The sequence below is a fragment of the Variovorax sp. SPNA7 genome (assembly GCF_033807855.1).
GTDB classification, from domain to species: Bacteria; Pseudomonadota; Gammaproteobacteria; order Burkholderiales; family Burkholderiaceae_C; genus Variovorax; species Variovorax beijingensis.
Genome location: NZ_CP138514.1, coordinates 536811 through 553170, shown reverse-complemented (window position 1 = coordinate 553170; position 16360 = coordinate 536811). Strand labels below are relative to the sequence as shown.

The 16360-nt window shown below is 72.5% G+C and carries 4 protein-coding genes; all 4 read left to right on the top strand.

The features are described 5' to 3' along the window. Nucleotides 1-160 precede the first annotated feature (160 nt). The 4 genes from RZE77_RS30275 to RZE77_RS30260 all read left to right on the top strand — a co-directional run bounded on the left by RZE77_RS30275 (nt 161) and on the right by RZE77_RS30260 (nt 16277). The gene (locus RZE77_RS30275) at nt 161-874 is read left to right on the top strand and encodes a secretin and TonB N-terminal domain-containing protein (protein ID WP_319443383.1); all 714 of its coding nucleotides are present in this window, start codon (nt 161-163) and stop codon (nt 872-874) included. 15 nt (nt 875-889) lie between these two features. Next, complete coding sequence (locus tag RZE77_RS30270; RefSeq protein ID WP_124959626.1) at nt 890-1450, top strand: RNA polymerase sigma factor; 561 nt, start codon at nt 890-892, stop codon at nt 1448-1450. Further along, a complete protein-coding gene (locus tag RZE77_RS30265) occupies nt 1440-2429 on the top strand; it encodes a FecR family protein (protein ID WP_319443382.1) in 990 nt (329 codons plus the stop codon). Before RZE77_RS30270 ends, RZE77_RS30265 begins: the two co-directional genes overlap by 11 nt. Nucleotides 2430-2582: 153 nt before the next feature. Then, complete coding sequence (locus RZE77_RS30260; protein ID WP_319443381.1) at nt 2583-16277, top strand: filamentous haemagglutinin family protein; 13695 nt, start codon at nt 2583-2585, stop codon at nt 16275-16277. The last annotated feature ends 83 nt before the right edge of the window (nt 16278-16360 follow it).

The following is a 16360-nucleotide window of genomic DNA, read 5'->3' as shown; positions in this document are numbered from 1 at the left end:
TCTAGGCCGCATGCAAGTCAGGGGAAAGACGGCGCGCCGAATGCAAACCAAACGTCACAGCTTGGTCATGCGCCCGGGCTAGTCTCGCCCGCACGCTCACCCAGGCCGCAAGGCGGACGGCCGAACCTCCCAAGACTTTCTCGCAGTTGATTTCCGCCAAATGACACGTACTTCCGCACCGGGCGGTGCCCTGACACTGTCCTGGTGCCTGGTCATGGCGCTGATGATGGGCGCGCGGCTCGCCGCTGCGGAAGGCGCCGCGATGCGTTTCGACCTGCCGGCGCAGCCGCTGGAAATTTCCCTTTCCGTCTTCGGCCGCATCACGGGGCATTCGGTGCTCGTGGCCAGCAGCCTCACGGCCGGACGCGAGGCTGCCGCGGTCCACGGCGACTTCACGCCGCGCGAGGCACTGCAGCGCATGCTCGCCGGCACCGGCCTGGCGGCCCGCTACACCGGCAGCGATGCCTTGACGCTGGTGCCTGTCCCGGCCGCCGAAGCTGAACCCTCCGGCGGCGGCAACGCGGCGAAGGCCGGCGGCGCGGCCAGCGAAACGGCGCGCGCCGAGGCTCGCTTTGCAGCGGTGCTGCAGGCCTCGATCACACGCGTGCTTTGCATCGTGCAGCCGGATGCTTTCGGCCGCTATCGCCTCGGCATCCAGCTGTGGATCGATCCGGTCGGCGATGTGAGCGACGCCCGCTTGCTCCAGGGGAGCGGCCTGGCGCCGCGCGATGCGGCCGTGCTCGCGAGCTTGCGCGCCATGGCATTGGATGTACCGCCGCCGCCAGGCATGGCGCAGCCTGTCACCATCCTGCTGACGCCGCGCGCCGATCCCGCGCGCGACTGCCGCCGCTACCGCGCTGCGGGCGCCGGCTGAGGGCAGGCCGCGAACATGCCCGATTCGGTCAAGGCCACCCTGCGCGCGCTGTTCCTCGCGCGCTATGCGCAGTTCAGGAAGCACCTGCAGATCCGGCTCGGCTCGGAAGACCTGGCCAACGATGCGCTGCAGGAGGCCTACCTGCGCGTGGAGAGCACCAACGTGCGCAGTGCCGTGCGCTATCCCTCGGCCTATCTGTTCCGCATTGCGCTCAACGTGGCGGAAGACCAGCGCAAGAGCAATTCGCGGCTGCTGAGCGTGGGCGAGGTCGAGGCGCTCTACGACATGGCCGACGAGATGGCCGACCCGGCGCGCGGCGCCGAGGCCCGCAACGAGCTGGAGGCGCTGGAGCGTGCGCTGGCCGAACTGCCACGCCGCCGCCGCGCCATCGTGCTGGCCGCGCGCGTGGACGAGATGCCGCACAAGGACATTGCCGCGCGCTACGGCGTGTCGGCGCGCACGGTCGAGAAGGAACTGCGCGCCGGCCTGGAGCATTGCTGCGAGCGGCTGGGAAGAGATTTCGTCCAGCGCTTCGGTCCCGGCGCCGGAAAACAGTCTAAGCGTGATGGCAGCTGAACAACCCGAAAAGTCCGCCGAGGCCGAAGCCACCCTGCAGCGCGAAGCGCAGGCCTGGGTCGTGCGGCTGGGCTCGCACCAGGCGACGCAAGAGGACGCACAGGCCTTTCGCCTCTGGTGCGCGCAGAGCCGCGCGCATGCGGCCGCCTTCACGCAGGCCCGCGAAGTCTGGAAGGCGATGGCGCCGGCCGCGCTGCGGGTGCGCCGGCAGGAGCAGCGCGGCGCGCACGGGCGCAGGCCCGTCGCCGGCCGCCGCGCCCTGCTGGGCGGGGCCGTGGCGGCCTCGGTCGCCTACCTTGCGGTATCGCCGCCGCTCGGGCTGTGGGCTCCGGTCGCGGAATGGGGCGCCGACTATCGCACCGGCACCGGCGAGCAGCGCGAGGTGGCCATGGCCGATGGCGCGGTGCTGCAGTTGAACACGCAGACGCGCGTCAACCTGCAGCCCGGAGCCGGCGGCGGCGAAGGCATCGAGCTGCTGGCCGGCGAGGCCGAGGTGCTGACCGGCGCCGCGGCCGTGGCGCGCGTCACGGTGTCGGCCGCGGGCGGCACGGTGACGGCGGTGCGGGCACGTTTCAACATCCGCAACCTGGACGGCGAGGTGTGCGTCACCTGCCTGTCGGGCCAGGTCGAGGTGGCTCGCGGCGAGCGGCAGGTGCGGCTCGACGAAGGCCGGCAGCTGCGCTACGGCGCCGCGGGGCTGGTGGCGCCAGTGCCGGTGGACACCGGGCCTGTCAGCGCATGGCGGCGCCGGCAGCTGGTGTTCAACCAGGTGCCGCTGGCCGACGTGGTGGCCGAAGTCAACCGCTACCGGCATGGCCGGCTCGTGCTCACCAGCGAGGCGCTGGGCCGCAGCAGGGTGCAGGCGAGTTTCTCGATCGACCGGCTCGACGATGTGGCCGTCCTGGTGCGCGACGTGTATGGCGCCGAGCTCACGCAGCTGCCGGGCGGCATCGTGCTGCTGGGCCTTGCGAAGGCCTGAGGCCGGCACCGCCCGTGTGAAGATTTCGTGACATGGTGCAGTCGCGGTGGGGCTTCGCTGTCATAGCTCGGTAGACCACGGGCCGTCCGACTTCCGGGCGGGCTTCGTGGCAGCGATCGAGCAATGAAGAAACACGAACCCATGGAAGTCCGCATGCAACGCAGCAGCACGGTGTCCCGGCGCCACACGAATCCATCCTTCTCCTTTCCGGAGGTCCGGCTCACACCGCTGGTCCACGCCATCGCGCTGCTGCTGGCCGCCGGCGCCACGGCCTCCGGCGCGCATGCGCAGCAAGCCTTCAGCGGCGCATGGATGGCACAGAAGAACATGGCGCAGAACGCCGCCATCGCCACCGGCCGGCTGCCCAACGGCATGCCGGCATCGATGCTCACCAGCCCGCAGGCCCAGCAGCAGCGCGCGAACGAGCAGCTGCAGCGCTCCATCGGCAACCTCAACCTGGCTGCACGCGGCATCGCGGCGCAGCAGGCCGCGCAGGAGGCCGCACGGCGCGCGGCGCTCGCAAGCGGGTCGAGCGTGCCGGACGGCCTGGCCGAGGGCGGCCTGCGGGTCGACACCGCGAGCCTCACGGCGGGCTGGGCGAACGCGAATGCACCGGTGCAGACGACACAGCCCGACGGCCGCACGCAGGTCACCGTCACGCAGACCGGCGAGCGCGCCATCCTGAACTGGGAGACCTTCAACGTGGGGCGCAACACCACGCTCCGGTTCGAGCAGCAGCCGAGCTGGGCGGTGCTCAACCGCGTCAACGATCCGAAGGCGCGCCCCTCGCAGATCCAGGGACAGATCCAGGCCGACGGCACGGTGATGGTCGTCAACCGCAACGGCATCGTGTTCAGCGGCAGCAGCCAGGTGAACACGCGCAACCTGCTGGCCTCGGCCGTGGGCATGACGGATGCGCAGTTCCATCGCGGCATCTACAGCCAGGCGCTGGGCACGGGCCACGTGCCTACGCTGGCCAACGACCTGGTGGCGACGCCCACGAGCACGTCGAACGGCAATGCCACCGCCGACGTGATCGTCGAGGCGGGCGCGCGCATCGAGACGCGCAGGCCGCAATCCGTGACCGAGGGCGGCGGCTATGTGCTGCTGGCCGGGCGCGAGGCGCACAACCGCGGCACCATCGTCACGCCGGGCGGGCAGACCACGCTGGCGGCCGGCGACAGCTTCGTGATCCGCAAGGGGCTGGGCACCGACGGCAACCTGCAGTCGAGCACGCGCGGCAACGAAGTGGTGGTGGCGCGCAACGAGGGAAGCGGTGCCGGCCGGGTCTCGAACACGGGCCTCATCCAGGCGCTGACCGGCGACATCACCCTGACCGGCCACACGGTCGAGCAAGCGGGCGTGCTGGTGTCGAGCACCAGCGTCAACACGCGCGGCACGCTGCACCTGAGCGCGGCCGGCGATGCGGATGCGCGCGTCACGCTGGCGCCCGGCAGCGTCAGCGCGGTGCTGCTCGACGAGAGCAATGCCACGGCACTCGACGTGCAGCGCGACACGCTGGTGAAGGAGTCGGTCGTCCTCTCGGACGGCGCCTACAACCGGCGCGACCAGTCGCTGGTGCAGATCGCCTCGACCGGCAACGTCGCGTTCGACGCCGACTCGATGACGCTGGCCACCGGCGGGCAGGTCAACGTGAATGCGGCGCGCCGCATCCAGCTGGCCGAGCGCGCGGCCATCGACGTCGCGGGTGCGGTGGGCGTGAGCGTGGCCATGGCGTCGAACAACGTCGAGGTGAACGTCCAGGGCAACGAGCAGCGCGATGCGCCGGGCAACCGCGACAGCAGGAACCTCAACAACGCCAACCTCTGGATCGACCGCCGCTACCTGGTGCGCGTGCCTGCCGGCACCAACGGCTATGCCACCGACCGCTGGTACACCGGTGGCGGGCTGCTCGAAGTCAGCGGCTACCTGAACACCGGCGGCCACGGCATCGGCGAATGGGCGGCCTCCGGCGGCACCGTGGCCTTCGGCGGCGGCGAACTCGTGACGCGCGCCGGCTCGGCGATCAACGTCTCGGGCGGCTCGCTCGACGTGCAGACCGGCATGCTCAGGCAGAGCTGGCTCAAGGGCAAGGACGGCCGGCTCTACAACCTGTCGAGCGCGCCGGGCGACATGCTCTACGCCGGCGTGTACCGCGGCTTCGAGAACCCGCACGAGCGCTGGGGCAAGAACACCACCGAGTTCTTCTACAACCCCCTGATCGCCCCGCGCGAGCGGCTCGAGAACGGCTACACGGTGGGCCGCGACGCGGGCCGCGTGATCGTCGGCACCAATTCGGCGGTGCTCGAAGGCCACATCGAGGCCACGGTGTTCCAGGGCGAGCGCCAGCGCAATGCGCCGGACGCCGCGCTCGACGGCTACCGGCAGTCCCAGGCCGCGGCGCCGCGCGCGGGCCAGCTCGTCATCGGCCAGCTGCAACCGGCCTTCGATGCCAACACCGGCGCGCTGCGCGACAGCCCGCAGGCCGCGGCCGAGCGCATCGACATCGGCGTGGTGCAGCGCATCGCGCAGGACCTGCAGCTCGAAGACGCGCTGCCCGCGGAACTCGACGGAAAGATCGGCATCGACGCCGGCTGGCTTAACGGCCTGCGCCTGGGCGGCTTCAGGGCCTATGCGCTGGGCGGCATCAGCGTCGACGCCGACATGGCCGTGGGCCACGGCGGCAGCATCGCGCTGCACGCGACGCAGGTCGACGTCAACGCGAACCTCTCCGCGCGCGGCGGCAGCATTGCGCTGGGCAACATGACCAGCCGCCTGCAGGCCGGCAGCACCACCAACTGGCTCGACCAGCCCGTTGCCGCAACGCCGCCCGAGGGCTATACGCCGGGCGTGACGGTGGCCCGAGGCGTCACGCTCGACACGCGCGGCCTGTGGACCAACCTGCGCACCGATCCGACGGACATCGGCGGCCTGCCGTACATGAACGGCGGCAGCGTTTCGATTGCCAGCACCGGCGACGTGCGGCTGCACGCCGGCTCGGTGATCGACACTTCCTCGGGCGCCGCCCTGATGGCGGACGCTTCGATGCAGGGCGGCCGCGGCGGCGACATCACGCTGCGCTCCAGCCAGAACGACAGCACCGGCCGCGGCGCGGGCGCGCTGCTGCTCGACGGCGAGCTGCGCGGCCACGGCTTCAAGGGCGGCGGCACGCTCGCGATCGACACCGGCATCGGCATTGCGATCGGCGGTGGCCTGCTCGCCCACGCGGGGCGGCTGTCGGCGGGCGAGGCGGTGCCGGTGCACCTCACGCTGGCCGAGGCCTTCACCATCCCCGCGGGCACCGTGCTGCCGCAGGATTTCAGCTACATCGCCAACACCGTGGCGCCGGGCGAGGCGCTGAAGATCATGCCGATGTTCACGGCCACGCGCAGCTACACGCTCGCGGCCGACTGGGTGGTGCCGGCTGCGACAGTGGCCTGGGAATACGTGTACGTCTACGCCAGGAATGGCACCTTCTATCCGAGCGGCAGCACCGTGCCCGCGGGCACCGAGCTGGTCAACATCAACGGCACGATGGCCCCCGGCTACGTGGTGCCCGCCGACGCGTTCCCCCACGGCATGCCCGTGCCCGACTACACCACCACGGTGGCTGCGGGCACGCCGTTCAGCCGCGAGGTGGTGCTGGGCGAGGGCGCGCTGCTGATGGCCGGCAACCGGCTGCCGGCCGACGTGGCGGTCAAGCCGCTGCTGGTGCTCGATGACAGCCTGTTCCGCAGCGGCTTCTCGCGCTATGCCGTGAGCGCCCAGCAGGGCGTGCAGGTGGCCAGTGGCGCGCGCATCGACGTGGCCATGCCGGTGCTGCGCGCGGACCCCGCCGCCGCTCTGGCCACGGCCACCGGCGCCGATCCGTCGGCGGTGCTGCAGCCTTGGCTGCCGCCGCTGTGGCAGGAAGATCCGCGCAGGGGCGTGCTGACGCAGCGCGCCGGCGCCGACCTGGCGCTCACCGCGGGCTCGGTGTACAGCCAGGCGCCGCTGGTGGTGGGCCATGGCGCCACCATCTCGGTCGACCCGGGCCGCTCGCTCACGCTCACGGGCAACGGGCAGATCACCATCGACGGCACGCTCAACGCCTGGGGCGGACGCATCGGCGTGCTCCCGGGTGCCTTCGGCACCGGCAACGATGCCAACCGGCCGTCCGGCGCAGCCAATGCCACCTCGATCTGGATCGGCGACGAGGCCGTGCTCGACGCCGCGGGCCGGGCCACCACTGCCGTCGATTCGCGCGGACGCGTCTACGGCCACGTGGGGGAGGGCGGGCGCATCGAGATCGGCGCGGCCCACGTTGCCGGTGCGCGCGAGGTCGATGCGGCCGACGCCTTCGTGGTCCTGCGGCCCGGTGCGCGGCTCGATGCCTCGGGTGCCTCCGCACGGCTCGACCTGCCGGGGCGCGGCGCGATCGACGTGGCCACCGATGGCGGCGTGATCTCGCTGAGCTCCTACCGCGGGCTGTTCCTGGACGGCGGCATGCGCGCCGCGGCGGGTGGCGCGGGCGCGGCCGGCGGCACGCTGGCGCTGAACCTCGAGACGCCGAACTACGGCCCGGTCGGCAGCCAAGACCTGAAGGGCATCAACGTCGACGACGCGGTGCGCGTGGCGCGCGAGCTGGTGCTTGCGCAGGTGCAGGGCGAGAGCGGGCTCTCGGCCAGCCTTGCGCCCGGCGAGCGCGAGGCCGCGCTGGCCTATGGCCGCGCACGCATCGGCGTGGACCGCATTGCAGCGGGCGGCTTCGACAAGCTCTCGCTCATGGCCAATGGCCTCGTGAGCTTCGACGGCAACGTCGACCTGCGCCTGGGCCAGAGCCTGCATCTCACGGCCAGCGCGATCGGCCTCGGCGAAGACAGCGGCGCGGGCACGCAGGTCCGCCTGGCCGCGCCCTCCATCCGGCTGGCCGGCAGCACGCGCGGCCAGGCCGAGCACCACATCATGCCGAACCCGGTGCGTGGTTCGGGGAACGGCGGCGCCGGTGCCGGCGCACTCGGCCTGCCGCTGGTGGCCGAGGGCTCGGGCCTCGCGCTCGACGCGCAGCTGATCGACATCGTCGGCCAGGTCAACACGGGCGCACGCGGCAGCATCGTGCAGAACGCGGGCGATCCGCTGGCGGTCGAGCGCGCCGCCTTCGACCGGATCGTCATGCGCGCTGGCGGCGACCTGCGCCTGTCGCAGGCGGCGGCGTTCTACACGCCCGGCAGCCTCACGCTGGCGGCCTCGCAGATCTACCCCGCCATGAACGACAGCGGCAGCTTCGTGGTGGGCGAGCGCGGTGCGTTCAACGAATACGGCACGCTGCAGCGCGAGTTCGACCCGGCGCGCAGCCTCGACATCGAGCGCATCGATCCCTCGGCCGCGCTGCCCGCGCAACCGTACTCGGTGTTCGGCCGCCTGAGCTTTGCGGCGGCCACCGTGAACCAGGGCGGCGTGGTGCGCGCGCCGCTCGGCGAGATCGTGCTCGGCGCGGTCGCGGCCCCGGTGCTCTCGGGCCGGATCAACCTGCTGCCCGGCAGCGTCACCTCGGTCAGCGCCAACGGCCTCACGATGCCCTACGGCGGCACGCTCGACGGGCTGAGCTACGTGCATGACGGCAAGGACGTGGTGTGGAAGGGCGTGGGCAACGACCCCTCGGTCACGCTGGCGGCGCATGCGGTGAATGTGCAGCAAGGCGCCGTGATCGACCTGAGCGGCGGCGGCGAGCTCACGGGTGCCGCATTCCTCGTGGGCCGCGGCGGCTCGACCGACGCGCGCATGAATCCGCTGGTGCAGACCAGCGCGCGCGGCAGCTTCACCTTGCCGGGCCTGGCCACCAACCCGGTGTACGCCATCGTGCCCGGCGCGCAGGCCGGCTACGCGCCGCTGGTCAACGAGCACGGCGCGGGCGATCCGGCGCTGGGCCGCCAGATCACCATCGGTGCGGGCGTGCCGGGCCTGCCCGCCGGCACCTACACGCTGCTGCCTTCGACCTTCGCCTTGCTGCCCGGAGCCTTCCGCGTCGAGCTCAACGGCCTGGCGCCGAACCTTCCGCCCGCGGGCCTGACGGTGCCCATGCGCAACGGCTCCTACGCGGCCGCCGCGCAGTTCGGCACGGCAGGCACGGCCATCCGCGACACGTTGCCCACGCAAGTGTTCCTGACCCCGGCCGACACGCTGCGCAGCTATTCGCAATACAACGAGACCAGCTACGCCAGCTTCGCGATCGCACAGGCCGAGCGCAACGGCGTGCCGCGGCCGCTGCTGGAGCGCGATGCCAAGATGCTGCGCTTCGACTTGGCCGCGCCCGAACGGCTCGGTGCCATCGGCGAGGCCCCGGCGCTGCATTTCGCGGGCCAGGTGGACTACACGCCGGCGGCCGGCGGCTTCGGCGGCAGCGCGCTGCTGGCGGGCGGCTACCGCATGGACTACGAGCTGCTGGCCGACGGCGCCGCGCCCACGCCGGGCTTCACCGGCGTTTCGGTGCACGCCAGTGCGCTCAATGCGATCGGCGCGCCGCGCCTGGGCATCGGGGGCCTGCCGAACGTGGCGTACACGGACTACACCGGCAGTTCGCAGCGCGCCAATATCGCGCGCTTCCTCACCGGCGCCGGCAGCATCGTGCTGCGCGAAGGCGCGGTGCTGCGTGCCGGCGAGGTCTACCTCGTCACCAACACCAACGCCGGCGCCATCGTGGTCGAGCAGGGCGCGGGCATCAACACGCTGGGCCGCGGCCGCGCGGCCTGGGACTCGCGCGACGGCTTCGTCTATGCACCGGGCACGTCGAGCGTGCTGGCGGTGTCCAACGGCTGGCTCGACCTGCTGGCGCCGGAATTCAGCACCTCCGACGACGGCGCGGGCCGCATCGACATCGGCGCCTGCGCCACCGGCTCGCTGTGCCGGGGCATCGCGCAGCTCTATTCCGAAGGCACCATCGCGGCCTCCACCGACCAGAGCTTCGAGATGCGCGACGCGGCACGCTACGGCACGCGCAACCTCGTGCTGTCGGTGGGCGGCATCAACGTCGGCAGCGAGACTGCGCTGGCCGATGCGGCCGCGCGCAACGCGCTGCCGCCGGGCCTCACGCTGAACCAGGGCATCCTCGACCGGCTGCTGCGCGGCGACACCTCGAGCGGCGCGCCCGCCCTCGAGAACCTGGTGCTGACCGCGCGCGACGCCGTCAACTTCCATGACTCGGTCGAGCTTTCGACCATCGACCCGGCCACCGGCCGCTCGTCACTCGAACGGCTGGTGCTCGGCGCGCCCGCGATCTATGGCGCAGGCGATGCCGACGCACTCGCGCGCATCCACACCGGCATCCTGGTGTGGAACGGTGCGACCACCTCGCCGGGCCTGGTGGCGGCCGGCGGCGCGGGCACGGGCAGCGGCCGGCTGCAGATCGATGCCAACCAGATCGAGTTCGGCTACGGTCCCGGCAGCCGGCCCGACACCATCCACGGCGTGGACCGGCTGATCCTCGGCTTCGGCGACGTGGTGTTCAATGCCAGCGAGCGCATCACGGCCAACCACACGGGCTCGCTCTCGGTCTACCAGTCGCAGGGCGCCTGGGACGATGCCTTGAAGGGCCACGCCTTCACCGGCGGCAACCTGCGCATGCAGACACCGCTGCTCACCGGCCAGGCTGGCTCGGTCAACAGGATCAAGGCGGGCGGCGACATCGTGCTCGCGGCGCCGGACGGCGCCGTGGCGCCCGCGCTCTCGGGCCAGGCGCTGGCCGATGCGCTCGGCGCCGAGATCGGCCTGGACGCCGGCGGCAGCCTCACGCTGGCCAGCCGCATCGCGCTGCCGAGCGGCAAGCTCACGGCCTCGGCCGGGCGCGACCTGCGGCTGGAGGACGGTGCGCAGCTCGACCTTGCAGGCCGCCGCATCGACTTCTTCGACGTGCCCAAGTACAGCTGGGGCGGCGACGCGATCCTCGAAAGCCGCGCGGGCGACGTGCGGCAGTCGGCCGGCTCGCGCATCGACCTGTCGGCCGAGCAGAACCGCGCAGGCAAGCTCACGGTGCTGGCACTGGGCGAGGGCGCCGGCACGGTCGCGCTGCACGGCACCATCGCGGGCGCGAGCAGCGGCGGCTACGACGCGGGCGGCACGCGCGTGCCGTACGCGGCCGGCGGCGCCGACATCCGCGGCCAGCACATCGACGACTTCGCGGGGCTGAACCACCGCCTCACCGACGGCGGCGTCATCGGCAGCCGCAGCTTCCAGCTCAAGCAAGGCGATCTGGCCGTGGGCGACGAACTCCGGGCGCGCGAGATCAGCGTGTCGGTGGACGGCGGCCGGCTCACCGTCAACGGCATGGTGGATGCGAGCGGCGAGCAGGCCGGCAGCATCCGCCTGGCCGCGCGCGACGGCGTCACCATCGGCGGCGCGGCCGTGCTCGACGCGCACAGCCGCGTGCTGCGCACCGACAGCTATGGCCAGGCCATCGAGGCGCCCAACCGCGCCGTCATCGAGATCGACGCGGGCAGCGGCCGCCTTGTGCTGGAGAGCGGCGCGCGCATGGACGTGCGCGCCGGCACCGACGGCACGGCGCAGGCACTGGGCACGGTGGAACTCAGCGCGCAGCGCCTGGGCGGTGCGCGCGGCAACGACATCGCCATCGACGCGGGCGGCGCGGTGCGTATCGACGGTGCGCGCGCCGTCACGGTCAACGGCTTCTGGACCTACAAGGACGCCGCACCCGGCACCGACGCCGCGGCCGATGGCCGGCCCTACCAGGTGGTGAACCAGGCCTACCTCGACGCCAAGCATGCCGACAGCGTGGCCTTCATGGGCAACGTGCGCGGCAACGGCGATCTGATGAACACCCGGCTCGCGGGGTTGCGCGCCTACGGCGACGCCTTCCACCTGCGCCCGGGCGTGGCCATCGTGAGCGCCACGCCTGACGGCGACCTGCACATCGACGGCGACATCGACCTGTCGGGCCATCGCTATGCGAGCGTGAACCCGCACACGCAGCAGACCGGCGTGCACGGCTCGGGCGAATCGGGCGCGCTGGTGCTGCGCGCGGGCGGCAACCTCCATGTGTACGGCAGCATCACCGATGGCTTCGACACCTCGGTGCTGCAGCCGACGCCGAGCGACCGCGGCTGGGTGCTGATCAAGGGCCGCGTGCCCTGGGGCGGCGACGTGGTGGTGCCGCGCGGCGAGATGGTCGAACTGGCCGAGGGCACCTTCTTCCAGCCGGGCCGCACCCTCAACTACGCGCTGCCGATGCAGGCCATGAGCCTGCGCGCCGGCACCGTGCTGGCCACCACCGCCACGCTCGCCGAAGACTACGTGCTGCCCGCGGGCACCGTGCTCGGCGGCGCGGTGCGCGACGCGTCGGGCCAGGTGCTGCATGCGGCGGGTACCGTGCTGGCCACGGCCGTGACGCTGCAAAGCGGCATGAAGCTGGACGCCGGCAACCGCTTGGCCGGCGGCGCGCGCGTCGCGGCCATGACCTGGCCGGCCGGCGTGCCGCTGCCGTTCCCGGTCGGTGCCATCAACGACACGCCCAGCCCCGACTACGACGGCGACGGCCTGCCCGACCAGCCGGCCAACGGCGTGATCCTGGCCGGTTCGCTCAAGCTGCCCAAGGGCGCCGTGGTGCCGGCCGAAACCCTGGTGAAGCTGCCGGGCGACGTGGACTTCGTCAACCTGCGTCCGGCCGGCGCCGGCGGCGACCAGGGCCGCAACCTGGCGCTGGCGCCGATGCTGGCCGAAGGATCGCAGTCGTGGTCGATGCGGCTCGTGGCCGGTGCCGACACCGGCGCCGCGGACACCCGCGCGCTGCGTGCGCGCCATGCCAATGGCCAGCTGCTGCTGGCCGACACGCACTACGGCATGGGCAGCGGCCTCGCGCTGCAACTGCCGACGCCGGGCGTGCCCGGGCAGTTCTACTGGATGGGCGATTCGCTCAACCAGATCGGCTATGCGCCAGGCACGCTCATCAACCTCGACGAATGGGGCGGCGAAGAGGCGGTGCTCGGGTTCAACGACCTGGGCCTCGGCAATCTCGTGACCTGGGCGCCCGAAGGCACAGCGCCCAAGACCGTGCCGCTGCCGGCCACGCAGCAGCTCTTCAGCGTGCTGCGCACCGGCACCGGCGACCTCGACCTGCTCGCGGGCGGCGACTTCACGATGAGCTCGCCCTACGGCGTGTACACCGCGGGCACGCAGTCCAGGAACGTTGGCGCGGCCTACAACCTGCCGCGCGCGCGGGCCGGCGACACCGTGCTCGGCCCCGACGGCGCGGCCTACGAGCCCTTCGTCGACGGCGGCGCGCAGAGCCTCTACCGCGCCTGGTACCCGGAGCACGGCGGCAACGTGCTGGTGCGCGCGCAGGGCGACGTGCGCGGCGACCTGATCGGCCGCCCGAGCAACCAGACACGCCCCGACGCGATCGGCGTCATCCGTCCGATGGGCGCGAGCACCGACGTGGGCAACTGGCTGTGGCGCCAGGGCACCGGCAGCGCGGTGCCCGGCAGCGAAGGCGTGCCCACCGCATGGTGGATCAACTTCGGCAGCTACGTGCCCGGCCCCTCCACAGCCTACGACCTGTTCGGCACCGTGCCGTTCATGACCGGCTTCACCGGCATCGGCACGCTCGGCGGCGGCAACCTCGTGCTCGAGGCCGGCGGCGACGCCGGCATGCTGACCCGGCGCATGGACCTGGCCGGCAACTTCGTGTCGCGCAGCACCGGCCTCAACCTGGTGGTGGGCGGCACCGGCCGCGTCTCGGCCGACGGCGGGCAGCTCACGCTCACGGGCGGCGGCGACCTGGACGTGCGCATCGGCGGCGGGCTCAATCCGGTGGCCGAACTGCGCGCGTTCCCGAACAGCGCCGAGATCACGCCGCGGACCACCTACCAGGGCGCGCGGCCCGACCTCAACAGCACCTTCGTCAACCTGCGCGGCGCGCTGCGCATGCAGGCCGGCTCGGTCGGCGGCATCGAGCTGCGCTTCGACCGCGCCGATGCCGAGGAATCGCGCGCCTACCAGGTCTATACCGCCACCTCGTCGATCGCGGGCGGCGGGCCCATGCTGGTGCCTGGCGATGCCGCGGTGCAGATCGACGCGCGCGGCGACCTGGTGCTGGGCGGCGTGGCCGATGCTGGCCGCGTGGCGCAGTTCAACAACGGCACGCCTTTCGTGGGCGAAGGCGTGCAGCGCCCGGGCGACGGCTACAGCTGGTTCTCGCTGTGGACCCCGGCCAGCGGCATCGACCTGTTCAGCGCGGGCGGCAACCTGGTGCCGTCGAGCGCCATCGCCGGCTACCGCGACCGCGGCGACGCCCAGCCGACCGACGGCCGCTTCGTGGTGCCTTCGATGTTCCGCGCGGTCGCGGCCAGCGGCAGTCTCTACTACGGCAACTCGATCACCGGCGCCGTGGATGGCACCAACAAGCCGATCCAGCCGGGCACCGGCGTCATGCTGGCGCCCCCGCCGGCGGGGCCGCAATTCGCCCATGCGGGCGCGGGCCAGCTCGAGCTCATGGCGGGCGATTCGGTCTATGCCGGGGGCTACAGCTTCACGCAGTCGGGTGCCGACCCGGCCGAGCTGCCGACGCCGTTCAACCCGGGCTTCAGCGGCAGCCTGGAGCAAACCTGGTTCGGCATGCGCAAGCTCAGCAACGTGAGTCCCGACGCGCTCGCGCCCACCGTCTTTCTCAACGCCTTCCGGCCCAGCGAGGGCAACCAGGTCTATCCGCTGTTCAGCCTCGGATCGCCGAGCGTGTCGGGCCACAGCGTGCCCGGGCAGCAGCCAGCGCGCTTCTATGCGCTCGAGGGCGACCTGGTCGGCGTGCGCACGGGCGCCATCGTCTACCGCGGCCGGGGCAGCAGCAACGGCGTGCCCGGCGAGCTGCCCACCTGGTACGAAGGCGGGGGCCCGGTGGCGCTGCGCGCGGGGCGCGACATCGTCAACGCGGGCACCGGCCTGGGCGAGTACGAGGAGGCTCCGGTCGGCGCGCTCGGCTGGACCACGCAGATCAACCGCGCCGATGCCAGCGCGCCGCTGAAGCCGATCGCGGTCGAACTCGGCACCGCGCGCGGCAACCTGATCGTGCACAACAACCCGGACGACGTCTCCGTGGTGTCTGCGGGGCGCGACGTGCGCTACGGCAGCTTCTACGTGGCCGGCCCCGGCCTGCTCGAAGTGACGGCCGGGCGCGACCTGTACCTGGCCGACAAGGGCGAGCTCAAGAGCATCGGCGCGGTCGCGAGGAACGCCGCGCCGGGCGAGCGCAGCGGCGGCGCGGGCATTGCGGTGGCCGCGGGCGTGGGCGCCCGGGGGCTCGACTTCTCGGCCTTTGCGGCGCGCTACCTGGACCCCGCCAACCTGGCCGACGCGGGCCGGCCGCTGGCCGACCAGCCCGGCCGTGCCGTGGCGGTGTACAGCGGCCGCCTCACGCTCGCGCAGTGGCTGCGGGAGCAGTTCGGCTATGGCGGCGACGAGGCCGGTGCGCCGGCCTACCTGGCGGGCAAGCAGGCCGAGATCGACCGCGCACGCGCCGGGGCCGCCGACGGCAGCGGTGCGCCGGCCCGCGACCTGCAGCGCGAGTACGGCCAGCGCAGCCAGCTGCACCTGGTCAACTGGCTCGAGGAGCGCTTCGGCGACGGCAAGCGCAACGGCCTGGGCCTGCGCTTCGACGCCGCCTCGATGGACGCGCGCGCCTTCTTCGCGGCGCTGCCGGCCGAGCAGCAGCGCGCCTTCCTGCGCCCGGTGTACTACGCCGAACTCAAGGCCGCCGGCCGCGAGTACAACGCCGCGGGCGGACCGCGCGAGGGCAGCTACCTGCGCGGGCGCGAAGCCATCGCCACGCTGTTCCCGACGCATGACGCCGAGGGCAAGGCGATCGACTACCAGGGCGACCTGACGATGTTCAGCAGCGCGCTCTACTACGAGGACCGCACGAATGCCGTGCCCACGACGCGGCCGAAGCCCGGCGTGAAGTACATCACCGAGGCGGAATGGATCGCGCTCGGCCGGCCCGCCTACGACACGCCGCACTACCAGGTGCAGGACGCGGGCATCCACACCAACTTTGGCGGCGACATCCGCGCGATGGTGCCGGGCGGGCGCACGCTGGTGGGCGTGGACGGCGGCTTCGTGCCGGGTGAGGGGTCGGGCGTGCTCACGCAGGGGGCGGGCGACATCGAGATCTTCTCCAACGGCAGCATCCTGCTGGGCCAGAGCCGGGTCTTCACCACCTTCGGCGGCAACATCCTCGCGTGGTCCGCGCAGGGCGACATCAACGCGGGCCGCGGCTCGAAGTCGTCCGTGGTCTACACGCCGCAGCGGCGCGTCTACGACGACGTGGGCCTGGTGACGCTGTCGCCGACCACGCCCAACACCGGCGCGGGCATTGCCACGCTGAACCCGGTGCCCGAGGTGCCGCCGGGCGACATCGACCTGATCGCGCCGCTGGGCACCATCGACGCGGGCGAGGCCGGCATCCGCGTCTCGGGCAACGTGAACCTGGCGGCACTGCGCGTGGTGAACGCGGAGAACATCCAGGTGAAGGGCGAGGCCGTGGGCATTCCGGTGGTGGCGGCGGTGAACGTGGGCGCGCTCTCCAATGCCAGCGCGGCGGCGTCGCAGGCCGCCACCGCCGCGCAGGATGCGGTGCAGCGCGAGCGCGCGGCGCAGCGGCAGGCGCTGCCCTCGGTGTTCACGGTGCGCGTGCTGGGTTTCGGGAACGAAGGCGCGGGCGAGGGCGGCAACAGCAGCGCGCCGCCCCCGCGGGACCCGCGCGCCGCCTACGACCCGCAGGGCGTGGTGCAGGTGCTCGGCGCCGGCACGCTCACGGCTGCGCAGATGCAGTCGCTGACCCCGGGCGAGCGCGGCGGGCTCGAGCGCTGAGCAACCGGCTACGCGAGCCCGCGGCCCAAGGCCTCCCGCAGGGGAGGCCTTTTTTCTTGATGAAGTTTTCGTGACAAACGGCA

What these genes read in the sequence shown, in the direction of transcription:
- RZE77_RS30270 (WP_124959626.1), top strand. Translation starts at nt 890, where the DNA reads ATGCCCGATTCGGTCAAGGCCACCCTGCGCGCGCTGTTCCTCGCGCGC.
- RZE77_RS30265 (WP_319443382.1), top strand. Translation starts at nt 1,440, where the DNA reads ATGGCAGCTGAACAACCCGAAAAGTCCGCCGAGGCCGAAGCCACCCTG.
- RZE77_RS30260 (WP_319443381.1), top strand. Translation starts at nt 2,583, where the DNA reads ATGCAACGCAGCAGCACGGTGTCCCGGCGCCACACGAATCCATCCTTC.
- RZE77_RS30275 (WP_319443383.1), top strand. Translation starts at nt 161, where the DNA reads ATGACACGTACTTCCGCACCGGGCGGTGCCCTGACACTGTCCTGGTGC.